The sequence below is a fragment of the Nostoc sp. 'Peltigera membranacea cyanobiont' 213 genome, assembly GCF_002245975.1.
Lineage (GTDB): Bacteria > Cyanobacteriota > Cyanobacteriia > Cyanobacteriales > Nostocaceae > Nostoc.
In genome coordinates, this window is record NZ_NOLI01000032.1 from 14283 (window position 1) to 38328 (window position 24046).

At 42.8% G+C, this 24046-nt stretch carries 19 protein-coding genes, 2 tRNA genes and 2 pseudogenes; 15 read left to right on the forward strand and 8 right to left on the reverse strand.

Features of this window, described 5'->3' with window-relative positions; translation table 11 throughout:
- The first annotated feature begins 53 nt into the window (after nt 1-53).
- A complete protein-coding gene (locus CDG77_RS11635; protein ID WP_094329530.1) occupies nt 54-1406 on the forward strand; it encodes a cytochrome P450 in 1353 nt (450 codons plus the stop codon).
- Between the two features lie 507 nt (nt 1407-1913).
- Entirely contained in the window at nt 1914-2489 is a 576-nt protein-coding gene (locus CDG77_RS11640) for a Uma2 family endonuclease (RefSeq protein ID WP_094329531.1), read from the forward strand.
- Between the two features lie 301 nt (nt 2490-2790).
- Here the strand turns inward: CDG77_RS11640 and CDG77_RS11645 are convergent, their stop codons facing one another.
- The gene (locus tag CDG77_RS11645) at nt 2791-4992 is read right to left on the reverse strand and encodes a PAS domain S-box protein (RefSeq protein WP_094329532.1); all 2202 of its coding nucleotides are present in this window, start codon (nt 4990-4992) and stop codon (nt 2791-2793) included.
- 249 nt (nt 4993-5241) lie between these two features.
- On the opposite strand from CDG77_RS11645, the gene CDG77_RS11650 reads away from it, so the two are divergent.
- The 7 genes and pseudogenes from CDG77_RS11650 (at nt 5242) to CDG77_RS11680 (ending at nt 11929) form a co-directional block, all read left to right on the forward strand.
- A complete protein-coding gene (locus tag CDG77_RS11650) occupies nt 5242-6411 on the forward strand; it encodes an SDR family NAD(P)-dependent oxidoreductase (protein WP_094329533.1) in 1170 nt (389 codons plus the stop codon).
- Nucleotides 6412-6416: 5 nt separating this feature from the next.
- Nucleotides 6417-6489 (forward strand) — tRNA-Glu (locus CDG77_RS11655).
- A gap of 309 nt (nt 6490-6798) precedes the next feature.
- Nucleotides 6799-8142, forward strand: coding sequence for an adenylosuccinate synthase (locus tag CDG77_RS11660; RefSeq protein WP_094329534.1), 1344 nt, complete (start codon nt 6799-6801; stop codon nt 8140-8142).
- 97 nt (nt 8143-8239) lie between these two features.
- Nucleotides 8240-8845 (forward strand): 50S ribosomal protein L25/general stress protein Ctc, encoded by a 606-nt coding sequence (locus CDG77_RS11665; protein WP_094329535.1) that lies wholly within the window; start codon nt 8240-8242, stop codon nt 8843-8845.
- Nucleotides 8846-8928: 83 nt separating this feature from the next.
- The gene (locus CDG77_RS11670; protein WP_094329536.1) at nt 8929-10452 is read left to right on the forward strand and encodes a bifunctional aminoglycoside phosphotransferase/ATP-binding protein; all 1524 of its coding nucleotides are present in this window, start codon (nt 8929-8931) and stop codon (nt 10450-10452) included.
- Nucleotides 10453-10509: 57 nt separating this feature from the next.
- Complete coding sequence (locus CDG77_RS11675; protein WP_094329537.1) at nt 10510-11016, forward strand: hypothetical protein; 507 nt, start codon at nt 10510-10512, stop codon at nt 11014-11016.
- Between the two features lie 121 nt (nt 11017-11137).
- A pseudogene (locus CDG77_RS11680) lies at nt 11138-11929 on the forward strand (YdcF family protein).
- Nucleotides 11930-12011: 82 nt separating this feature from the next.
- Here CDG77_RS11680 and CDG77_RS11685 read toward each other — a convergent pair.
- From CDG77_RS11685 to CDG77_RS11695, 3 genes are all read right to left on the reverse strand, one after another.
- Nucleotides 12012-12084, reverse strand: a tRNA-Ala gene (locus CDG77_RS11685).
- A gap of 65 nt (nt 12085-12149) precedes the next feature.
- Complete coding sequence (locus CDG77_RS11690; protein ID WP_094329538.1) at nt 12150-12878, reverse strand: HAD family hydrolase; 729 nt, start codon at nt 12876-12878, stop codon at nt 12150-12152.
- Nucleotides 12875-13762, reverse strand: a complete 888-nt coding sequence (locus CDG77_RS11695) for a class I SAM-dependent methyltransferase (protein WP_094329539.1) — start codon at nt 13760-13762, stop codon at nt 12875-12877. The genes CDG77_RS11690 and CDG77_RS11695 overlap by 4 nt, the downstream gene beginning before the upstream one ends.
- Nucleotides 13763-14144: 382 nt before the next feature.
- Between CDG77_RS11695 and CDG77_RS38995 the strand changes: the two are divergent.
- A pseudogene (locus CDG77_RS38995) lies at nt 14145-14861 on the forward strand (RtcB family protein); the annotation flags it as partial.
- Entirely contained in the window at nt 14841-15818 is a 978-nt protein-coding gene (locus CDG77_RS39000) for an RtcB family protein (RefSeq protein ID WP_333783400.1), read from the forward strand. The pseudogene CDG77_RS38995 and the gene CDG77_RS39000, both read left to right, overlap by 21 nt.
- Nucleotides 15819-16019: 201 nt before the next feature.
- Here the strand turns inward: CDG77_RS39000 and gloA2 are convergent, their stop codons facing one another.
- The 3 genes from gloA2 to CDG77_RS11715 all read right to left on the reverse strand — a co-directional run bounded on the left by gloA2 (nt 16020) and on the right by CDG77_RS11715 (nt 19064).
- The gene (gloA2, locus tag CDG77_RS11705) at nt 16020-16418 is read right to left on the reverse strand and encodes an SMU1112c/YaeR family gloxylase I-like metalloprotein (protein ID WP_094329541.1); all 399 of its coding nucleotides are present in this window, start codon (nt 16416-16418) and stop codon (nt 16020-16022) included.
- A 112-nt stretch (nt 16419-16530) separates the two neighbouring features.
- Complete coding sequence (locus CDG77_RS11710) at nt 16531-17811, reverse strand: vWA domain-containing protein (RefSeq protein ID WP_094329542.1); 1281 nt, start codon at nt 17809-17811, stop codon at nt 16531-16533.
- On the reverse strand, nt 17808-19064 hold the full coding sequence (locus tag CDG77_RS11715; protein WP_094329543.1) for a vWA domain-containing protein: 1257 nt from the start codon (nt 19062-19064) through the stop codon (nt 17808-17810). The genes CDG77_RS11710 and CDG77_RS11715 overlap by 4 nt, the downstream gene beginning before the upstream one ends.
- A gap of 227 nt (nt 19065-19291) precedes the next feature.
- On the opposite strand from CDG77_RS11715, the gene CDG77_RS11720 reads away from it, so the two are divergent.
- From CDG77_RS11720 to CDG77_RS11730, 3 genes are all read left to right on the forward strand, one after another.
- Nucleotides 19292-19954 carry an ATP-dependent Clp protease proteolytic subunit gene (locus tag CDG77_RS11720; protein ID WP_094329544.1) on the forward strand — a complete coding sequence of 221 codons (663 nt, stop codon included), beginning with the start codon at nt 19292-19294 and terminating at the stop codon, nt 19952-19954.
- A 127-nt stretch (nt 19955-20081) separates the two neighbouring features.
- A complete protein-coding gene (locus tag CDG77_RS11725) occupies nt 20082-20690 on the forward strand; it encodes an ATP-dependent Clp protease proteolytic subunit (RefSeq protein WP_094329545.1) in 609 nt (202 codons plus the stop codon).
- Between the two features lie 223 nt (nt 20691-20913).
- Nucleotides 20914-21540 (forward strand): J domain-containing protein, encoded by a 627-nt coding sequence (locus tag CDG77_RS11730; RefSeq protein ID WP_094329546.1) that lies wholly within the window; start codon nt 20914-20916, stop codon nt 21538-21540.
- 264 nt (nt 21541-21804) lie between these two features.
- Here the strand turns inward: CDG77_RS11730 and CDG77_RS11735 are convergent, their stop codons facing one another.
- On the reverse strand, nt 21805-23004 hold the full coding sequence (locus CDG77_RS11735) for an aminotransferase-like domain-containing protein (RefSeq protein WP_094329547.1): 1200 nt from the start codon (nt 23002-23004) through the stop codon (nt 21805-21807).
- Nucleotides 23005-23231: 227 nt separating this feature from the next.
- On the opposite strand from CDG77_RS11735, the gene CDG77_RS11740 reads away from it, so the two are divergent.
- Nucleotides 23232-24023, forward strand: a complete 792-nt coding sequence (locus CDG77_RS11740; protein WP_094329548.1) for a basic amino acid ABC transporter substrate-binding protein — start codon at nt 23232-23234, stop codon at nt 24021-24023.
- Nucleotides 24024-24046 lie beyond the last annotated feature (23 nt).

The window sequence follows — 24046 nt, forward strand, 5'->3', positions numbered from 1 at the left end:
CGCTTTACAATTAAGTAGATACTGTAGCTAATTACTGCTGGAGGTAGTTAAATATGCGGCAGCTAAAATCCGCCGAGTCAATGCCTGGTAGCTATGGCTTGCCCATTTTGGGGGAGACTTTAGAAATATTTCGGGATTCGGAACTGTATATATGGCGAAGATTCCAGCAGCATGGTTCAGTTTTTAAGACGAGCGTGATGGGACGTAAACGCGCTTATTTAATTGGCCCTGATGCTAATCGGTTGGTGCTGGTGGAACAGGCGGAAAATATGTCGTCGCGGATAGGGTGGTATTTTTTGGAATCGACATTTGGCAACAATATTTTATTACAAGATGGGGAAGAACATCGGCTAACTCGTCGCTTAATGTATCCAGCATTTCATGGAAAAGCGATCGCTACATACTTCGACACCATCCAAAATATTGTCCAAGATTTCCTCAAAGATTGGGGAGAACAGGGAACGATTTCCTTAAATTCTAGTTTCCGCCAGCTTACCCTGATGGTTGCGACTCGCCTATTCTTGGGAAGTCAGAACAAGAGCGAAGTTGAGCAAACCAGTCAGTGGTTTACGCAACTGCTAGATAGCAGTATGGCGATCCTCAAATGGAATGTCCCTTTTACTTTATATGGTCGCGGTCAAAATGCTAGGGGTAAGTTAGTGGCTTTCTTACGTCAAGCGATCGCCCAGCGTACTGAGCAGGGTAACTTAGAGCAATCAAAAGATGTTTTGGGATTGCTACTAGCAGCTGTTGATGAAGATGGTAATAAGTTGAGCGAAACACAGGTAATCAACGAAGCCTTATTATTGCTATTTGCTGGACATGAGACAACAGCCTCATTACTGACTTGGGTAATATTTGAATTAGGTAATCACCCAGAATGGCGATCGCGACTGCGCCAAGAACAATTAGCAGTTGTGGGAGATAATCCCCTGAGTCTATCCCATCTCAAACAACTTCCACAGTTAACCAACGTGTTAAAAGAAACAGAAAGGCTATATCCGCCAGTGTATGCCTATAATCGTGGTGTCCTCAAGGATATTGAGTATGCAGGCTATCGCATCCCAGCAGGTTGGTTTGTGACTATTTCGCCGATGCTGACTCACCGTTTACCAGAACTGTACACCAACCCCGATGGCTTCGACCCCGATCGCTTTGCACCACCTCGCGAAGAAGATAAAAAGCATCCTTTGGCACTAATGGGTTTTGGTTATGGTTCGCACAGTTGTTTAGGTATGGAATTTGCCCAAATGGAAATGAAAATTGTGCTTTCCACACTGCTTCGTCATTACGACTGGACAGTAAAACCAGATTATTCTGCGATCGCTCCAGTTCGTCAACCTTCTAAAGTTAAAGATACTCTACAAGCATATATTGAGCCTTTAAGTAGCAACCTAAGTATTTAAAGTGACATAAAGTTCGATTTTGTGCATAAACCGAAAGTTAAGCAGAACTCTTACAACCCTTTCAAGCAGTGTTATACGGTTCAGTTTCTAAAATCGTCAAGTTTGGATAATTACCCAAGAGAGTACTAGAGAATTATATGATGTTGATGGTATTCGGATTAAGGAAATTTCAGTGCAAAATTTAATTCAGATATTTAATAAAAGATTGTACTCAGATGCCTTTGAAGAAGATGAATTATCTGCACAACTTGCAGTAATTGATAAAACTTGATTTTACTCTTTTATGACACTTACTCCAATTTATAAAATCTAAGTATTTGTAGGGTGTGTTAGACGGAACGTCGTAACGCACCATCCCGATCTGATGGTGCGTTACGCTACGCTAACGCACCCTACCTAAGATTTCAAAAATCAAATACTAGTCCTATAGAAGCTCATCTAGATAGATGGTCAACCTAGTATGTCAACCAAGTGCTACGCTACAGTTAGCAAGATTGAGAGGCAACTATGACTGCCCTGATTCTAAACCTCAGCCCCACCATTGAACTAACAGATGAGCAGTTCTTCCAACTGTGTCAAAATAATCGAGATTTGCGACTTGAGCGCACGGCAGAGGGAGAATTAATTATCATGCCACCAACTGGATGGGAAAGCGGAAATCGCAATAGTAGACTCACACAGCGTTTAGGTAATTGGGCTGACGCTGATGGCACAGGTTTGGCTTTTGACTCCTCAACGGGTTTTAAGCTCCCCAATGGTGCAAATCGTTCTCCTGATGCATCCTGGGTAAGCCAGGAGCGATTAGAAGCCCTGAACCCAGACCCCGACAAATTCCTGCCACTCGCTCCCGATTTTGCGGTAGAATTGCGCTCTGCTTCAGACAGCTTAAAGACTGTGCAACAAAAAATGCAGGAGTATATTGACAATGGTGTGCGTTTAGGCTGGCTGATCGATCCGCAAAACCAACAGGTGGAAATTTACCGCCCAGGAAGGGATATTGAGATTTTGCGATCGCCTACTAGCTTATCAGGAGAGGATGTATTGCCTGGATTTATACTGGATTTGGCACAGATTTTGGGTTAAGCGATCGCTCTTTCTCAATTCCAATTTTTGTGTGCCTAAAAACCTTTCTCGTGCGACCCTGAAAAGACAAGAGAATAGTGATAACGGCATATCATATTAAGCTGAAAATATTTTAATTTGCATCCTCCAAAAAATAAATCTCTTGTGGGGTGGGCAACATGAGCGCCCTAGCTGTGCAAATTAAATGCACGACAGCTTAACTGATATTTTTTATTTCTAATAACCAATTCCCAACGTCAGCAGAAAGTTTTGCTTAATACGATTTTTTCTAGTCTGCGATCCCTTTCACCACCAAAATAAATTAGCCATCTCCTATCACTGATTCCAGTTCTGGAGACAGAGAATGTGTGTCTCTGAATGTTGAAGCAGGCAAGTAAACTGTAAATTGAGTCCCTCTGCCTACCTGACTGTAAACATTTACAAAACCACCGTGATTCTTAATGATACCCAACGCCGTGGAAAGTCCTAAACCTGTACCTTTGCCTACCTCTTTGGTGGTAAAAAATGGTTCAAAAATCCGTTGCTGGACTTCCAACGACATCCCCATACCAGTATCTGTCACCACGATCGCAATATAAGAACCTACTTTAGCATCAATATTTATCTGGGCAGAATGTTCGCCAATCACCAGATTTTCTGCTGCAATCCTCAATATACCGCCATTGGGCATGGCATCGCGGGCATTGACTACTAGATTTATCAGCACCTGATGTATTTGAGTTGTGTCTCCACGGACATACCACAGATTTTTAGGGATATCTACCTGACAGATGATAGATTTGGGAAACGTTTGAGCGATAATTTGCTCCATTTCTGCCATCAAAGGCTGAATTTGCACAATTGTCCGTTTGCCTTCAATACCCCGTGCAAAAGACAATACTTGTTTGAGCAAATTAGCACCGCGTTTAACATTATTTTCTAAAGTTTGCAGTATTTGCTGACTCTGCGAATCAGGCAATTTCTTCTGCAATATTTGAACTGACATTAAAATTGGGGATAGTATATTGTTGAGATCGTGGACGATACCGCCAGCTAACGTACCGATACTTTCCAAACGTTGCGATCGCAGAAGTTGAGCTTCCAGTTGTTTCTGCTGCGTAATCTCGGTGTTTACACTCAAAATCGACTTAGTTTGTCCATTATCATCTCGAATCAGTATCCACCGACTTTCAACGATAATTACTTTACCTTCCTTTGTCAGTTGATGCAACTCACCCCGCCACTCACCTGTATTTATCACTTTCAAGTAAGCATCTTCTAGCTGTGGTGAAATATCTTTATACAAAAGTTGCAAAACATTCTTACCCACAACTTCTTCAGCTTTCCAGCCATACAGACGTTCAGCACCTTGATTCCAAAACAAAATTTGGTTGTGGATATTTCGTACAATAATCCCCTCAGTTGATACATCCAGCAGCAACCCTTGTTCGCGGATTTTCTGTTCTGCGTGTTTTTGCTGGGTTATATCTCGCATCAGTGCCAAATGGATGAATGTACCATCAGATTCGTTACGCAGTGGTACAGCATGACTTTCCATGTAGCGACGAGTACCTTTAAATCCGACAATTTCAAACTCCAAAGTCCCTTTGTTACCTTGGCAGATACTTTTATGCAAGTTCGCAAAAGCCGCTCTATATTCTGGTACAATTACAGCATCAATTGGTTTACCAATTAATACATCAGCACTTTCCACTTCCATCATTGCCAACCCTTCGGCATTAATTTCTAAAAGGGTGCCATCCTTAGCAATTAACTTGATGCATTCTGGTTCTGCATCTATCATGGCTCGTAAACGGTTTTCGCTTTGGCGTAGTGCCAGTTCCGTCTGCTGAAGTTGTCTGATATAATGCCACAACAAATCATACAGCAGCGCCACTAACACCAAATCCACAATAGCAGCGATAAAAAATGTAACTACTGCCTTTTGGGAATTTGCTTGCGACTGCTGCATTCCCTGATGTAATAAATTTTGCTCTACCTCTAAGGAGTCGTGAATAAGCTGTTGGATTTCTTTACTGCTTTGGTTGTCTTTATCAGATAAGATTCGCTTCTTAACTGCTTCAAATCCCTGATTTTGTCTGAGGTAAATTTCTTGTTGCAGAATGTCGAGCCTACTGGTAATTTTCGGCTCCAGCAAAGAAATCCACTGCTGCTTTTGATGGTTATTAGCAGTTAACTTACGGAGAATTTGAATATTGCGATTAGTTTGTTGATCGGCTGCAAGATAAGTTTTGAGATCGTCTGCATCTACTGTAATTAGGTAATTACGTTGTGCCGTTTCAGTATCTTTGAGTGTAGATTGAATCTTTTCAACTTGAGTAATAACTTCATAAGAAGATGTCACCCATTCCTGGTTGTGAATCAGCTTCACAGTATTGCTATAAGAGACTACAGCATTAGTAAATACAATTGCCAAGGCTAAGACGAATATTGCTTTTAGCTTTTGGACTCGATACCATTTTTTGATCGTGCGATCGCCTTTTCTGCGGCAGATGACATCCATCAGTTAAAATTTAAAATTAAAAGCAGATACTGAGAATATTTTAATGATTGTGACAGCACGGGTAACAAAATACAATCTCTTAAAGTTGTAAATATTTGGATTTTTTGGGATGATCATTTATACGTAATAGTCACAAATAAATCCGCTAGCTTTTCATATAAATTCATTTTTACAGTATGTGGGCAATGCAGTTTAGATCGGATAAATTGCCTATTAACAAAGAGTAGGCAAGAATACCAAAAATCACTAATGACCAAACCACCACGTTGTATTGTCTGCAAGACAACTTTTTTACAGGGTCATAACTTTTACACTAGACTCTGTGTTGAGTGTGGAAATCTTAACTTCAGCAAGCGTCAGCAAAGTGCTGATTTACGGGGTATGATTGCCGTTGTCACAGGAGCTAGGGTAAATATTGGTCATGGGGTAGCGTTGAGACTGTTGCGAGATGGTGCAACTGCGATCGCAACAAGCCGTTTTCCCCATGACGCGGCAAAAAGGTACGCAGCAGAACCAGATTTTCTAGAATGGCAACATCGTTTACAAGTTTACGGACTGGATTTGCGCCATCTCCATAGTGTTGAGCAATTTACCCAACACGTTTGCCAGTTTTACCCGCGACTCGACATTATTATCAATAATGCCGCACAAACAGTGCGTCGTCCGCCTGCTTTTTATCGTCATTTAATTGAGTTTGAATCACTGTCTTTCGGGGAACTACCGCCAGAAATACAGGGGTTAGTAAGCCATAATCATGCGGTAAACACTGAGAATCCGGCGCTATTAGCTAGTACAGAAGAAAAACAAGCCATATTTACCGAAAATTCTGCTTTCCTCTCCCAGATTCCTTTGATTCCCCAAGACAGCATAGATAATTCGGCTTTTTTCCCTTTAGGAGAGTATACCGGTGATGGGCAACAACTGGACTTGCGTCCTTTTAATAGCTGGCTGATGAAGGATGAGCAAGTTAGCATTTTAGAATTATTGGAAGTGCATATAATTAATGCGATCGCTCCATTTATCATTAACAGCAGACTCAAGCCATTAATGAGCAACTACAAAGAGACTAACAAATATATCATTAATGTTTCTTCAATGGAAGGGCGATTTAACGATGTTGAGAAACCCTGGCGACATCCCCACACCAATATGGCAAAGGCTGCTCTCAATCAAATGACCCGTACCTGTGCCAAAGAATACGCCAAACATCGTATTTTTATGAATGCAGTAGACCCTGGATGGATTAGCTTCCAACACCCTTATAATCAAGCGAAATCGATGCAAGAAGGTGGCGTTTACCCTCCCTTTGATATCAATGATGCGGCTGCACGCATTTGTGACCCAATTTATCTAGGAATCAACCAAGGTAAAACACCTTTTGCTAAATTATTTAAAGACTATACAGAAACAGATTGGTAATTTCTGGCAGTGTAGCTTAATGGTAAAGTGTCCGCCTGTTCAAGGCGAAAGATAGCCGTTCGATTCGGTTCGCTGCCCCGGCAACGTAGTTCAAACAGTAGAATTCCTTGGAGCATACCAGGAGATACGGGTGTAATTCCCGTCGTTGCCCTTTTTGCGAGAGGATAATGGCGAGTCTTTTTCCGCTTCAAGATATTCCGATCGATTGACAACTAAGTGTTTTGAGAGTGCCTTTCGAGGAAGTTTGAAAAGTTCTCTTTTCGGTAGCAAAACGTTGGAGATACCCCTAAATACCCCGATAAATTGCAGGAATTTTATTCTTGACATGATTCACCCGATGTGTTAATAATAGTAGTTTGTGGAAACTTTACTTCTTAATATAAGCTCTTGGCTAACGTCATTGTCATAGGTGCCCAATGGGGCGATGAAGGAAAAGGTAAAATAACTGACTTACTCAGCCGTTCCGCAGATGTTGTGGTGCGTTACCAAGGGGGTGTCAATGCTGGACACACGATTGTAGTTAAAGGTCAGACCTTTAAACTGCACTTGATTCCCTCTGGTATTTTGTATCCAAATACCGATTGCATTATCGGCTGTGGAACAGTGATCGATCCACAGGTTTTGATCGCAGAAATCGACCAATTAAAAGAACTAAATATTTCCACTGACCACCTGCTGATATCTGAGACAGCCCACGTAACGATGCCTTATCATCGATTGATTGACCAGGCATCGGAAGAAAGACGGGGAAGCCATAAGATCGGCACAACAGGTCGGGGCATTGGGCCGACTTATGCTGATAAATCTGAACGTACAGGCATTCGGGTTTTAGACTTGATGAACCCGGATGAGCTACGCGAGCAGTTGGAGTGGACGATTAATTATAAAAACCTCATTTTAGAAAAGCTTTACAACTTGCCGCCTCTAGATGCACAAGAGGTGATTGAGGAGTATTTGGGATATGCAGAACGGTTGCGCCCTTACGTTATTGATACATCGTTAAAAATATCCGATGCGATTCAGCGACGGCGCAATATTTTGTTTGAAGGCGCACAAGGTACGCTCCTGGACTTAGATCACGGAACTTATCCTTATGTCACCTCCTCTAACCCTGTGGCGGGTGGGGCTTGCGTTGGTACTGGGGTAGGTCCGACAATGATTGATCGGGTAATTGGAGTGTCGAAAGCCTATACAACCCGTGTAGGGGAGGGGCCATTTCCCACGGAATTGCATGGAGAGTTGGGAGAATTGTTGTGCGATCGCGGTGCCGAATTTGGCACAACCACCGGACGCAAACGGCGGTGCGGCTGGTTTGATGCGGTCATTGGTCGCTATGCCGTGCGGATTAACGGCATGGATTGTATGGCGCTGACTAAACTGGATGTCCTCGATGAATTAGAGTCAATCCAAGTTTGTGTAGCTTATGACATAGATGGCCGACGCAGCGAACACTTCCCCACAAGTTCTCGTCAATTTGCTAGATGTCGGCCCATCTACAAAACCTTACCAGGCTGGAAAGTGTCAACAACTGACTGCCGCACCCTGGAAGACTTGCCACAGCAAGCACTGGACTATCTAAAATTCCTCGCCGAATTAATGGAAGTCCCGATCGCGATCGTCTCACTAGGAGCAAGCCGCGATCAAACAATAATCGTAGAAGACCCCATCCACGGGCCCAAACGCGCTTTATTGCAGGCTGACGGCACACCTGCTACCTTGCTAAGTGCGTGAATTAGTCATTGGTCATTAGTCATTGGTCATTAGCAAATGACAACTGACAAATGACTAATGACAACTAACAACTGACAACTGACAAAGGACAACTTCTATGGCTATTACAGTCGAATCTCAAAAACGTCCAGAAGGCAGCAAGCCAAGAGCTTTGCGCCGTTCTGGATTGATACCTGGCAATTTGTATGGTCATAAGGGTACAGAGTCAATTTCTTTGACTATTGATGCTAAAACCGTTGAGCGCTTGCTCAAAAGGGTTTCAGTTAATAACACCTTGATTGAATTAAACATTGCTGATGCACCTTGGCGCGGCAAAACGCTACTGCGGGAACTTCAGATCCATCCAGCAAAAGGTACGCCCTATCACCTCAGCTTTTTCGCGGTTGCTGGTCACGGTGACACCACTGTAGAAGTACGTCTGCGTTTTGTGGGAACTGCCATTGGTGTTAAACAAGAAGGTGGTGTGTTAGACACCGTAATCTCCGAATTGCAAGTTAGTTGTGCGCCAGAAAACATCCCAGATGTAATTGAAATCGATGTCACTAACTTGCAAATTGGAGACAGTTTGAGTATTAGTGATATACCCTTTCCTGAAGGTGTAACACCTCTAGCTGAATCAGAGCGACTTGTTGTCAGTGTTTTGCCACCACAAATTAGTGCTGAAGATGCTGGGATAGAAACTGAAACTGAGGCAGCTTCTTAAGCTAGTTAAACTGTGTAATAATTTTTGATGACACCAGGGGGGAACCCCTGGTTTTTTTGTATTTGAACCGCAGAGGAATAGAAATGACAGAAGCGACTCTTCCAGTCTTAATTCAGCAAATGTTGCAGCCTGGATTTTATCCCCATGCGGTAACAGAACCCATTGAACTAATTCAAACTCACATTTCTTATGTGCTGCTGACTGGAGATTACGCTTATAAGCTGAAAAAACCGATGAATTTTGGCTTTTTGGACTTTTCCACCTTAGAGAAGCGGCAGCATTTTTGTCAGGAAGAGTTGCGGTTAAATCAGAGGGGTGCTGGTGAACTATATTTAGAAGTTTTGCCCATAACTCTGGTAAATGAGCAATACCAGTTAGGGGGAACTACCGAAGCTGTAGAATACGCGCTGAAAATGCGGCAATTTCCTCAAGAGTCGCTATTGAGTACATTTTTTGAACAGGGTAAATTAAATGAGACACTCCTAGATGAGTTGGGACGGGTGGTAGCTAAATACCATGCCGAAGCACAGACGAATGATTATATTCGCAGTTTTGGTGAAGTCCCAAAAGTCCGGGCTGCATTTGACGAGAATTATCAGCAAACTGAGAATTATATTGGTGGCCCTCAGACTCAAGCACAATTTACAGAAACAAAGCAATATACAGATAACTTTTTTGCAGAACGTCCAGAATTATTTGCTAGCAGAATTCACAACAACTATATTCGTGAATGTCACGGGGATTTACACCTGAGGAATATTGCCCTGTGGCACGATAAAATTTTGCTGTTTGATTGCATTGAGTTTAACGAGCCGTTTCGCTTTGTCGATGTGATGTACGATGTGGCGTTCACGGTGATGGATTTGGAAGCGCGGCAACGGAAAGACTTAGGTAATGCGTTTTTGAATGCCTACATAGAGCAAACTGGAGACTGGGAAGGTTTACAGGTGCTGCCTTTATATTTAAGTCGGCAGGCTTATGTTAGAGCGAAGGTGACATCATTTTTGCTAGGCGATCCGAGTGTACCTGCGACGGTAAAAGAAGAGGCGACAAAAACCGCCAGTGAGTATTATAAACAGGCTTGGGAGTACACTAAACCAAAGGTTGGAGAGCTAATTTTGATGTCAGGGTTGTCGGGTTCTGGTAAAAGTACCACAGCCAGACATTTAGCCCGTCAACAGGGAGCAATTCACCTGCGTTCTGATGCGGTGCGGAAACATTTAGGGGGAATTCCTCTGTGGGAAAAAGGTGGCGATGATTTATATACCCCTGATATGACCGAGAAAACCTACACAAGGCTGCTGGAATTGGGAATTATCCTGGCTAAACAAGGTTTTTCGGTGATTTTGGATGCCAAGTATGATAAACAGCAGTTACGGCAAGAAGCGATCGCTCAAGCTACAAAGCACGAAATTCCCTTTCAGATTATCCAATGCACAGCACCGCTAGAAGTTCTAAAAGAGCGTCTAAACAACCGCACTGGTGATATCGCTGATGCCACCGCCGATTTATTAGCTTCACAAATCAAACAAGCTGAACCTTTCACTGAAGAAGAACAAACCTACCTAAAGATTTTGGATACAACTCAAGTAATTCGTAATTCGTAATTGAATCGAAAATTACGAACTACGAATTAGTATGTAGTTAATAGCTTTTTTTACTGTATGGCAGACAAAAAGAACGACTTTTTTAGTATTTCTCCCAGCTTCTTTTCTCAGTTGTTATTTGGGGCATTTTTAACATTTATATTAGTAATGACCGGCTCTGCACCAGCCCTAAGTATCTTCTTAGGAATCATGGGCGGTTTCATCCTCAGCTGGATCGCAAGTTTAACCAACAATAGCACCCAGGCCCCAACTGTAGCCTCTTCTGATGGCGTTGATACAGGACTGAAATACTGGTTATTTTTCATGCTTGGCTTTGTCTATTTGGGGTATCCACCACCGATGAGTATCTTGCTAGGTGGAATAGGCGGTTTAGCTGGAGGCTGGATTACTGCTTGGTGGGGAAGTAAGGAAGAAACTAGAACTCAGTTGCAAGTTGAAGAATCAGAAGAGAGTGAAATTGAACCAACGAACGACAGGATCAACAAAAGGCAAATCAGAAGAACCGCCCGCCGTTACCGTCGCGCTCCTGGAAGTGGTTTCAATTTCAGGTTTTGGGAAAGGTAGGAACTGGGGGTTAGGGACTAGAGACTGGGGACTGGGGACTGGGAAAGGATTATTTTAATCTTGATACCCAGTCCCCAATCCTCAATCTCTAATCTTTAATACCCAATACCTAATCCTCAATATGTTTTTATATCTATCCAAATTACTACCACTATTTTTTTATCCACTCGGATTAGCCTGTGTCAGTTTGGTAGTGGCATTAGTTACATTGTGGAAACGACCGCGCACTGCGGCGATCGCAATTGCTTTTGCTCTAACTTTATTGCTATTTTGTAGTAATGCTTAGATCGCTAAATCATTGGTGCGATCGCTAGAATGGCAAAATCTTCCACTCGCCCAAATACCAAATGCAGAAGCAATTGTGGTTTTGGGTGGTGCAACTAAATCAGCTTTTTTCCCAAGACCTACCGTTGATTTGAGTGAATCAGGCGATCGCGTGATTTATGCCGCCCAACTATATCGCCAAAAAAAAGCGCCTATAATCATTCTTAGCGGAGGGCGCATTGATTGGCGTGGTAGCGGTTCGCCAGAATCGGCAGATATGGCAACAATACTCACATCTATTGGTATTCCATCTGAGGCGATCGTTCAGGAAACTGAATCTCTTAATACTTATCAAAATGCTGTAAATGTCCGAAAAATTTTAGAATCTCGTAATATTAAACAGGTATTATTAGTTACTTCGGCAATGCACATGCCGCGATCGCTTCGGATTTTCCAACGTCAAGGAATTAATGCTATTCCTACACCCACTGACTTTTTAGTTACTCAGGGGGAACTGCAAGAACTTGGTGGCACTCCCAAAGCCGCTATACTGAATTTATTACCCGATACTGACAACTTACACCAATTTACCACTGCTTTAAAAGAGTACATTGGTTCTTTTGTCTATCGTTTGCGTGGTTGGCTTTAATAAAGCTATGAGTTATTAATTAAGTGAATCATTCCCGAATCTGTTCTTCTCGATTTGTCTATTGTTTGCGTGGTTGGGCGGATGGAGAATAACGGATTCGAACCGATGGCCTCTGCGGTGCGATCGCAGCACTCTACCAACTGAGCTAATTCCCCTTAATCAGTACTAAGTCAAGAGTAATATTACTCATTAACTCAATACACTATCACCATATAGTATTCTAACATTCAGTTGCCGATGGCTGAGGCTCTTTTTGGGAATAAACTTTTTGCACCCGTTCGAGTTCCAAATCGCTGAGATAATCAACAGTCCAGTTACAGCAGCGCTGGAGCATGTGAAATGGATAAGTATTGGCTACACCTACAACTTGCATTTGCGATCGCTTCGCTGCTGCAATCCCTGCTGGAGTATCTTCAATGGCCAGACACTCGTATGGTTGAAGGTTTAATTCAGGATATTCTTGATTCAAACGTTTCACCGCCAGTAAATAACCATCAGGTTCTGGTTTACTGGTGGTGATGTCATCACCCGCGACGATAATTTTAAAATGTTGGGCTAATTTGGCGCGATGGAGTACCAATTCTATTTCTTTACGAATCGCGCCACTAACTAATCCTAATTTCAGATTCCGCGATCGCACCTGATATATTAAGTCTTCTACACCCGAATATAAAGGCAGTTTCTCTATTTTCTCTAGTTCCACCACATAGGCTTCTGCTTTGCGGTACAACAACTGAGTTAAATACTTCTCATCGCCTACTCTACCACGATTAGCGAGTAGTTGCTGAAAACAAGCGCGATCGCTGCGTCCAAGAGAAGCTTGACGCTCGCTCACCTTTTGGGGTTGGAGATTTTCTTCAACGAGAATCTCATCTATCAGTTGCAGGTGGATTGGCTCATCGTTAATGATGACACCATTGAAATCAAAGAGAACTGCCTTTAAACTCATGCCATTATGCCAAATGCTGGAGATCCAAGTCCCTCCAAATCATTATTATCTATTGATGTGGGAGTATAACGACGGACATTTTCAGTTGCGATCGGTTTAACGCCGCTAGTTACCTGATTTATCCACCATACATCGTGCGATCGCACTGCTTCAAATCCGGCCGTACCCATATTCGCCTCTATACTACCAGTAGCATACTCACGAATATATGGCTCTTCAAAAACATCATTAAGCCATTCTAGCTGCCGCCGAGTCTTCTGATTCCCATCTAGAATTAAGACTTGCCCTCCAGTTACTAGCAACCGAAAGCTTTCCTGCAAAATTGCTAGGGACACCTCATTTGGTGTTTCGTAGAATAGCAAAGAAGCTGTCACTAAGTCAAATGAAGCATCCCTCAAACCAGTTTTTTCCGCATTTCCGTGTCGCCAGACTATCTCTAAACCAGCATTTCTAGCTTTATCTTCTGCCCTTACCAGCATATAAGGTGATAAATCCAAACCAATAACTTCCGCTTCGGGAAAAGCTCGTTTTAACATTAGAGTAGTGGAACCTGTGCCACAACCTAAGTCAAGTATGCGTCGTGGTTTTACCTTGACGGCATCAACTAAAGCCTGACGGACAATAGTTTCATTCGGTGGCACAACATATTGGGTAATCGGATCGTAAGTAACTGCTGCATTGTAAGTGAGATAGCCGCCTGTAATCCCGTGGAAATTTTGATTGCTGTAGTACGAGGGAATTATCACATCATCTCGTCGATAGCGATCGCACTCTTTCTCCCAGTTAATACTATCAGCGTAACGCCGTAACCCATCTTCATCAATTAAAAGACGCACTACAGGGGATAAAAAACGTTCCCAGATTGTATCTTGACGCACTGCCATATTGTGTCAGAACTCTAAGGGGTTATTTAAGCAGAGTAATTTTCTTTACAAATTTTAATACATTTGGCAAGCATCTGCTTTCTCTCTGTGGTATTGGCTTGACGTTTGTAATCTATTAAATTACAATTGTAGTATAAATATGTTACTCCCTAAAATTAGTTCTTCAGTTCACGAAAACTGAGCGAACCAAATGAAAGACAATACAACATTTAAATTGCTACAACTAACTAGTAGTATGTCAAGTTTAAATTGATCGGTAAGTAAGTTCGTAGTAAGCACTAAAATTCTTACTACCAAGCTTGAAAAAGTACTAGATAAATTATTAGTGCCATAATAAACCCAATCCAAAATCTAAAACTTAAAATCCAAAATACAAAAAAATATGCCCTACGAAAAGTTAGAAGTTACCACGCCAGCACCCGTTTTATCTTGGGCAAATCACTCTTTGGGCCCAGAAGAAACCAAGATGGCAAAAAATGTAGCATCGCTACCATTTGTGTTTAAGCACGTGGCCTTAATGCCAGATGTTCATTTAGGAAAAGGTGCTTTAGTGGGTTCTGTAATTGCAACCAAAGAGGCAATTATTCCTGCTGCTGTCGGAGTGGATATTGGTTGCTTTGTAGGAGATACCTTGATTCCTTTAGTGGATGGTAAATCCTATCGGATTAAAGACCTAATAAATTGGGGTAAAGAGTTTATTGTTTATGCTTGTACGCCTACAGGAAAAATCGTTGCGGCTCAAGCAACTGCTAAATTGACGAGACGAAATGCTCCACTTGTGAAAGTAATTCTGGATAACGGCGAAGAAATTATTTGTACTCCCGATCACCAATTTATGCTTCGGGATGGAAGCTATAAAGAAGCTCAGTTGCTTCAAGCAGAGACTTCCTTAATGCCTTTTTATTCCAAAACTGACAAAGATGGCTACAGCCTGATTGTTCAGCCATACTCCAATAGAGGACTCCACAACCACCGCAAAAAAGAACATCAATGCAATCACAAAGTTGTAGCAGTCAATCCCCTAAATTACACAGAAGATGTTTACTGTCTAACAGTACCGGAGTATCATAATTTCGCACTGAAAGCTGGGGTATTTGTTCATAACTGCGGAATGAGCGCTATCAAAACGTCATTTACTGCTGAACAATTAGAAGGAAAACTGAAGAAAATCCGCCTGGATATTGAAGCTGCAATTCCTACTGGGTTCAACGAAAACAAAGACGTTGAAAAATCTGTTATCAATTGGCAACACTGGGATGATTTTAAAGACTTGCATCGTGGCGTGCAAGACCTACAAAGTAAAGCAATGAAACAGATGGGTTCTCTCGGTGGAGGAAACCATTTTATTGAAGTGTGTCTTGATACAGAGAATCAAGTTTGGCTGATGCTGCATTCTGGTTCGCGTAACATCGGCAATAAACTCGCCCAGTGTCATATTTACACAGCTAGAGAATTAGCAAAAATGGCAGGTAATAAATTGCCTGACCCTGATTTGGCTCACTTTGTCGCTGGTACGCCAGAATTCCAAGCATACTGGCATGATTTGCAATGGTCGCAAGACTATGCGCGTGTTAACCGCGATGTGATGATGGCGCGTTTTAAGCATATAGTTGAAAAACATCTGGTAGGTGGGAAGGGAACTAAACCTTTATTGCAGGTTAATTGTCATCACAATTACGCCGAGAAAGAAGTGCATTTTGGCGAGGATGTATACGTTACTCGCAAGGGTGCAGTCCGCGCCCAGACTGAAGATTATGGAATTATTCCTGGTTCGATGGGAGCAAAGTCTTTCATCGTTAAGGGTAAAGGTAATGCTCACAGCTTCTGTTCTTGCTCCCACGGTGCAGGGCGTTTGATGTCTAGAAATAAGGCAAAAAATGTATACACACTTGATGATTTGATCGAGCAAACAAATGGTGTAGAATGCCGCAAAGATGAGGGCGTGTTAGATGAAATTCCCGGCGCTTATAAACCTATAGAACAAGTGATGGAAAATCAAGCTGATTTGGTTGAAGTTGTAGCAACACTTAAGCAAGTTCTTTGTGTTAAGGGCTAAATTTATGTAGAGTGGGCAGTGCCCACTTTTTGACTTTTTAAATATATAGGAATCATAATTTTTGAACAAAATTAGGTATTGTAGGATGTGTTAGGCGTAAGCCGTAACGCACGCACCTGACTCCAAAGCTTTTGGTGCGTTACGCTGACGCTAACACACCCTACTGGCGTGGCAAGCTTAAAGATGCTGTATTATCATAATTTACCAGTCCAACGAAAACTCATAAATCTCTAATGGCAAATTATCAGGGTCTTTAAAAAAAGTGAATTTCTTACCTGTAATTTCGTCAATTCTGATATTTTCTGTTTCTACACCTTGCGAGTTTAAGTAAAAAACAGTTTCCTCGATATCATCAACTTTAAAAGCAAGATGTCTTAAGCCACAAGCTTCTGGCTTACTAGGCCGTTCTGGAGGATTTGGGAAAGAGAATAGCTCTATTTGAGCATTTTCTCCAACTTGTAAATCTAATTTATAAGAATGTCTCTCGGCGCGAAAAGTCTCTTGAATAATAGAAAGACCTAAAACTTCTACATAAAACTTTTTGGAGCGATTGTAGTCAGAACAAATAATGGCTACATGATGAATGCCAGTGGTTTTCATTTGTACTTCTCAAACTAGTGATAATTTATCTTCAGCAGTTTTACTAGAGTTTTGCTAGTTTTTGCAAGACAAAGACAGTGCAGGGAATAACAATGCGATCGCTGAATTTTTACTATGGCTGTAAAACAGTTTTTGATACAATCCTAGTTTTCTTGAGGTCTGCTTCGGAAAGTTCTTCTCCAGCTTGCAGGCGAGTGGCGGAAGTTTGCAACACTGTCGCCGCCCCTTTATCTCCGATTTGTAAAGCAGTTTTGGCGGCTGTTTGTAGCATTGTAGCTGCACCAGTGCGATCGCCTTGTTGCAATTTCGCCTCGGCTAACTGGGTTTGGCGATACTTCGCTAATGCCAAAATAGACTGCTGTACCTGGGGATTAGACGCTGGTTGATATGCCCGCACTACATCTGCATACACTGGCACAAGGGGCGAAAGTAAGCGTTCTTGGTTAACCATCGGGTCATCATAACGGATTTGCAAATGCCCGATCGCTTGTTTACCTTCTGGCAATTGTCCCAGATAAATGTTCGCCAAAACTACCCGTTCTACATCCTGCATCAAATCTCCCAAACGCACAGCAAAGCTACCATCCGCTTCTCGTTCCATTGGTAACTCGATTGTGTCTGGGGCAACTTGGGCAATGGGTTTCAATTCTGCTAGTCGGACATTGGGAACTAAAGATAACAACAAGTAGGCATTAGTTAGCCCAATGGACTGAATCCGTCCAAAGAGTCGGCTAAACTGCTCTAAAGCTTGTTCGGGATGTTCAATATGGGCTAAAGTTCCACCACCGACATCAGCAATTTTTTCCAGCAAATCCTGATTCCAGCTATTGCCAAATCCGAAAGTGTTGATAGTTAGGTTGAGTTTGGCAGCTTTTTGCGCCAGTTTGAGACAGCGCTTATTGTCATCTCGCCCAATATCCCACTTCCAAATTCGCAAACCGCTTTCACCATGACCATCTGTGAGCAAAAACGCCTGAGAAACAGCGCCTCTTGTGCCCTTCATCAGTTCTGTAATTCCCAGTTCCAAACCTTCGGCGATGACTGTACCGCCGCTAGCACTGAGTTTGCTTTTAATTTGAGATTTGATGCTTTCGGGGTCTTCGATCGCTTGGTTAGGGATAATGACTTCCGCAGTACCGGAAAAAGCCACAACTGAGATGCGATCGCCAACTTTTAACCGATCTATTAATCCTTCCACTGCCTGAATCACCGTTTTAATCGGTTGTCCATGCATAGAACCACTTCTATCTAGAATCAAGCAGAGGTTAAGGGTCAGATTTTGGTCAGACTCGCCAGCGATTGCAAAAATCGTCATTGCTAGTTGACGTTGGCTATTTGTTTGAGCCAGATCAACATTATTGTCATTTAACGCCGAGAGCAATTTAACTTTCATTGAGGAGGGGTATCTTGCAAAACTGTTTTGGAGACAATTCTGGTTTTCTTGCGATCGCTTTCCGATAAATCTCCACCAGATTGTAGCTGGGTGGCAGAAGTTTGCAACACCGTCGCTGCCCCAGTATCTCCCATTTGCAGCGCAGTTTTAGCAGCCGTTTGTAGCATTGTCGCTGCACCAGAGCGATCGCCCTGTTGCAATTTCGTTTCGGCTAGCTGGGTTTGGCGATACTTAGCTAATGCCAAAATAGATTGTTGCACCTGGGGATTCGGATCTGCTTGGTAGTTTTTCACAACATGGGCATAAACGGAGATATTTGGTGTAACTAAACCTACCTTATTGGCGGCTGGATCGTCGTAGCGGACTTGCACATTAGCGATCGCTTGTTCACCTGCTGGCAATTGTCCCAAATAAATATTAGCTAAAATTACCCGTTCCGCATCTTTCATTAAATCTCCCAACCGCACAGCGAAGCGTCCATCAGCTTCTTGTTGCAGTGGTAATTCAATTGTGTCTGGGGAAACTTGGGCAACAGGTTTAAGTTCGGCTAATCTGACATTGGGCATTAGGGAGAATAACAGATAAGCATTAGTCAATCCCACTGTTTGAATGCGACTGAACAGGCGATTAAACTCATCCACTGCCTCTTCCGGCTTTTGAATGTAAGATAAAGTACCCAAACCAGCATCAGCAATTTTTTCTAAAACATCTTGGTTCCAGTTGTCACCAAATCCCAGAGTGTTCAAAGTCAAATTATAGCTAGCAGCTAATTGAGCGAATTTCAAACAGCGATTGTTATCACCATGTTCATTTTCACCGTCAGTTAATAAGAAGGCTTGGGAAACAGTATCTTTTTTTCCCTTTGCCAACTCCTCAATCCCCAAGCGCAATCCTTCATCAATAGCAGTTCCACCATCGGCGGCTAGGCGATTAATTTGATTTTTGATTTTCTCTGGATTTTCGACACTTTGACTAGGTATTAAGACTTTGGCACGATGATCGAAAACTACAACACTGAGGCGATCGCTAGGATTGAGTCTATCCACCAGACGATTTGCTGCTTTTTTTACCGTTTCTAGCGATCGCCCGTTCATAGAACCACTATGATCCAGAATCAGGCATAGATTAAGTGGCACATGGCGGTCTTGAGTCTCTGCGATCGCAGAAATCGAAATTCCCAACTGACGTTGACTATTCAGTTGATTCGCGTCCAGATTACCATCATTCAAGGCAGGCTGCAAACTAACCTTCATAACTCAAAGTCCCTATTCAGGATATACATATTAATAAATAACTTCAAAACACTACTTTAGCTCTACGGAAAACTTATCCAATATAATAATCAGAATATCTTACAAGCCAAACATTGGCAGATGCAAAGCTACCTCAAGCATTAGGGAGAAATCCGCACCTTGAGGGAAGCGTGCATCGCGCTAGGATGTATTACAGTTAACGGCATAGTTTCAGGCGATCAGTTGCTATGGACATTTCCCCAATTAAGGCTGTTCAAGCCCCATATTACGGCGATAGCTCTTACCGGACACCACCGCCAGATTTACCTTCCCTCTTATTAAAGGAGCGAATAGTCTATATTGGGATGCCACTGGTGCCTGCTGTCACGGAATTAATCGTGGCCGAGTTGCTATTTTTGCAGTCCGACGACCCAGAAAAGCCCATTAAAATCTATATCAACTCCACCGGCACATCCGGTTACAGTGGCGAACCCATTGGCTTTGAAACCGAAGCCTTCGCCATCTTTGACACCATGAAATATATCAAGCCTCCTATCCACACCATCTGCGTCGGTTCTGCGATGGGTATGGCAGCCATGCTTCTCAGTGCTGGTACAAAAGGTTGCCGCGCTAGTTTGCCTCACTCTTCGATTATCCTGCATCAGCCTAAAAGCTACGCCCAAGGTCAAGCAACGGATATTCAAATTCGGGCAAGGGAAGTTTTGGTAAATAAAGGGGCGTTGGTTGATATTTTAAATCGCACCACCGGACAGCCCCCAGAAAAAATTGCTAAAGATATGGATAGGTTGTTATATCTAACACCTTACGAAGCGAAGGAATACGGCCTAATTGACAGAGTTTTTGAGAAAGAAGAACTCGCAAATCCCCCACTTCCAGCCAGTGTCCTTTAATTTTTTCTTTGTCATTTGTCCTTCGTCCTTTGTTAATAACTAAAAATTATTAATAACCAATGACTAATGACCAATGACCAATGACTAATGACTAATGACTAATGACTAATTAAGAACGGAGTAAATTATGCCTATAGGCGTTCCTAAAGTCCCTTACCGGATGCCCGGAGGACAATATACAGATTGGATTAGCATCTACGATCGCCTTTACCGGGAACGGATTATCTTCTTGGGGCGAGATATTGATGATGAAATTGCCAATCAAATAATTGCTGTAATGCTGTATCTGGACTCCGACGATCCAGGTAAAGATATTTATTTATACATCAATTCCCCTGGTGGAATGGTTACATCTGGCATGGCGATTTTTGACACCATGCAACATATCAAATCTGATGTAGTGACTATTTGCGTAGGTTTAGCTGCTTCAATGGGTTCTTTCTTATTGGCTGCTGGCACCAAAGGTAAACGCCTAGCATTGCCTCATTCCCGGATTATGATTCACCAGCCTTCAGGTGGAACCCGTGGACAAGCAACCGATATCGAAATCGAAGCTAGAGAAATTCTGCGGATTCGTCACCAGCTTAATGGCATTTATGCCGATAAAACTGGTCAGACCATAGCAAAAATTGAAAAAGATATGGATCGTGACTTTTTCATGTCTGCTGAAGAGGCGAAAGAATACGGTTTAATTGACCGTGTGATTGAAGAAAGAACCTCTATCGTACCAGAGTAGAGGGGGCCGGGGGCAGGGAGCAGGGGGCAGAGGAGAAGTTACAGTAAGTCTTTTGCCCATTCCCAATGCCCCATTCCCAATTCCCAATCCCCTTTTATAAACAAATTGTCAACATTGAACTTTAAAATAGAACATTAGCCTTTATTATTAATATTCCAGGCTTGAAGCTGATAATAGACAGATAATAGCCAATAGCTAAATATTCGATAGCTCATAGCTCAAGATGGATCTCGGAGATTGCTACCGTTTGCTAGGTTTAAGATCGGGAGCTTCTTTTGCTGACATCAAAGCGTCTTACCGACGACTGGCGCAGCAATATCATCCCGATATCAACCCAGATGACAACAAAGCCAAAGATAAGTTTATTGCCTTGACAGAGGCTTACAAACTCCTGCTGACGGTAGTATTGCCAGAAGAAACTACTGTAAATTCAAGTCAGGTGTCAACATCTGGTGGGTGTGATGGTGTTAAGGTAACGCAGCGACAGAAAACACCAGTCACAACGGTGACAAGCCAAGAAGTAGGTAAGTCAAAGCCGCCGAATCTGTTGGAAATAGAAGAACGGCTGAAGTGGAAGACTTATGAGCAATTGCAGAGATTTTTGCAAGAAAGACGATTTCCGCAAGCGATCGCACTGGTAGAAGCTTTAGCAGATCGTTTGTCAACAGATGCAGAAGTTCGCCAATGGCAAGCGATCGCTTATCAAATTTGGGGACGGGCATTAATTTCTGAAAACCAACTGCTCAAAGCCAGAATTTATCTTAAAAAAGCTTTGAAAACAGACCCCCATAATAAAAGTCTTTGGTATGAAGTGCAGCGCGATTTCCAACGCTTAGAACAAATTTTTTAAAAAAGATTTACAAAATTTAAAATTTTGTTTCCAGATAAATTAAAGTTTGTAGTAAGGACTTTAGTCCTGATAAAGCTTGTTATAAGCGATAAATCGCTCACTACGAACTAGGATTTTGTAGATTCAATTTATATTTGCCTACTTACAGGAGACAGAAGCATTCCCAGTCTTCGACTGGGAACGAGGTAATTACGAATTACGTTAGCGACGCGAAAAGCGAGTCCGCGTTCGCTTTTCGCGTCTGGTAGAGAGCGTCATTACGACTTACCTTAGTCCGCGCAACACTGCTCCTAATGTAGCGATTCCCTCAACAATCTTCTGTGTTGGCTGAAAGCTAAAAGCTAACCTAATGGCATCATCTCCCTGTCCATTGGCGTAGCAGCGAGTCCCTGGCAGAAAACTTATGCCGTGTTCGCTGGCAGCCATGAGGAGTGCTTTGGCGCTGATATCTGGTGGCAATTTACACCAAACAAAAAAGCCGCCATCGGGACGCAAAGCAACTATATCGCTAGGAAACTCTTGAGCGATCGCTTCTAACAACAAATTGCACTTATGTTTGTAGCAGGCAATTAACTCCTGAATGTGATTCTCTAATTTCCCTGTGGCACAATAGCGGGCAACCACATGGCTGACAAATGGCCCCACAGGCCCCTCACTTTTGAACATCGCCAGTCGCTCAATAATCGCTGGATCGCCACAAGCCCAGCCCAGGCGGATACCAGGCGCAATAATTTTTGAGAAGGTACTTACATATAATACCCACCCTTCTTGGTCTAGGGTTGCCAAGGAGGGCATTGTTTCTCCTTGGAAGCGCAAATCGCTATAAGCATCGTCTTCCACCACTAAAACGCCATACTCAGCCGCTAATGCTACCAGTTTTTGGCGGCGAAATAACGGCATAGTAGCGCCTGTGGGATTATGAAAGGTGGGAATAGTATAAATAAATCGGGGTCGGATGCCCTGTTTCTTCAAATCGTTTAATCTTACTTCTAGGGCATCTACATCCATCCCCAACTCATCCACCGGAATGGTAATTATCCGTGCGCCAGCGTGGACAAATCTGGCAACTACTCCCAAGAAGGTTGGCCCCTCCACAATTACCACATCACCAGGTTCCACAAACACATCTGGTAGCAAGCCGAGAATCTGACCAGAACCGTAGCCAATGATTAGGCGATCGCGATCGGCAGCAATTCCTTTCGCCTGCAAACGGAGGATAATTTGCTCGTACAGTTGAGATGAAGGTGGGCCGTAATTGAGAGCGATCGGAGCCTCTTCTGCCAGCACAACAGCACTTGCAGCAGCCAAGTCACCGTGAGGAAAGAGAATTGGGTCAGCTAGACCGTAGGCAAAACTGACAGTGACGATTTTGCTTAACTCTGTACCGTAGGTTGGTGGTGCGAGGTTTTTTGCTCGTTCAGCGAACAAATCAGTAATTCGGTAAGCAGGGGTTGTAGAAACCATAAGTAGTTCAAGATTGGAAGTCAGAATACAGAACACACAAGAAGGGAATTGGCGAAAAGCCAGGTTGGAAACTTCCTGCGATCTCGACTTTTCACGAGAGTGGCGGTCTTAAAGTTTTGTTCATCGTCCAGAATTAATGGTGGATTTTGGCTACTGACGGATGTATTCTTTCTTATAACATCATCACGAGGATCGTGAATATTGACTGATAGAACGGAATTACTCCAGTGAAATTATTTAACCTCAAGTGGCAGCAGCTAATTCTCAGCTTAGGCTGTCTGCTACTGATTATTGGCTGTAAGAGTTTCTATCCCACCAATAACCCAGATGCTTTACCTCTTAGGGTGGCGACAGATCCCACTTTTGTCCCTTTTGAAATTCAAAAGGCTAGCGGGGACTTAGAAGGCTTTGATATTGATTTGATGAATGCGATCGCTAAAGTAGCAGGTTTTGCAGTCAAGTTTGAAAGTCTGCCCTTTGATGGCACGATCTCAAGCTTGCAAGCTAAAAGAGTCGATGCAGCAATTAGCGGAATCACCATTACTGCCGAACGCCTAAAAACAATTGCTTTTTCACGACCTTATTTTAAAGCCGGACTAGCGATCGCTGTCCGCGAAGATAACCAAAATATTAAAGACTTCAATAGTCTCAAAGGCAAAAAAATCGCTGTCCAAATTGGTTCCACTGGGGCAGATTTTGCCAGAACCATCCCCAATGCCAAAATTAGTACTTTTAATTCTGGGCCAGAATTTTTCCAAGACTTGCTTAATGGCAACGTTGATGCTGTGGTTAGCGATGCTTTCGCAACTTTGTATGCCATTAAAAATGGCAAACTTAAAGGCATCAGAGTTGTTGCCGATCTGCTTACTGAAGAATACTACGGCATTGCTACACCTAAAGACTCCCCCCATCTGGATGCAATTAACAAAGGTATAGCGACTTTGTTATCCAATGGCACTTACAAGCAAATTTATCAAAAATGGTTTAACGCCCAACCTCCGCAATTGCCAGACTCTTGAGCATTGGTACTGGGTACTAAAGA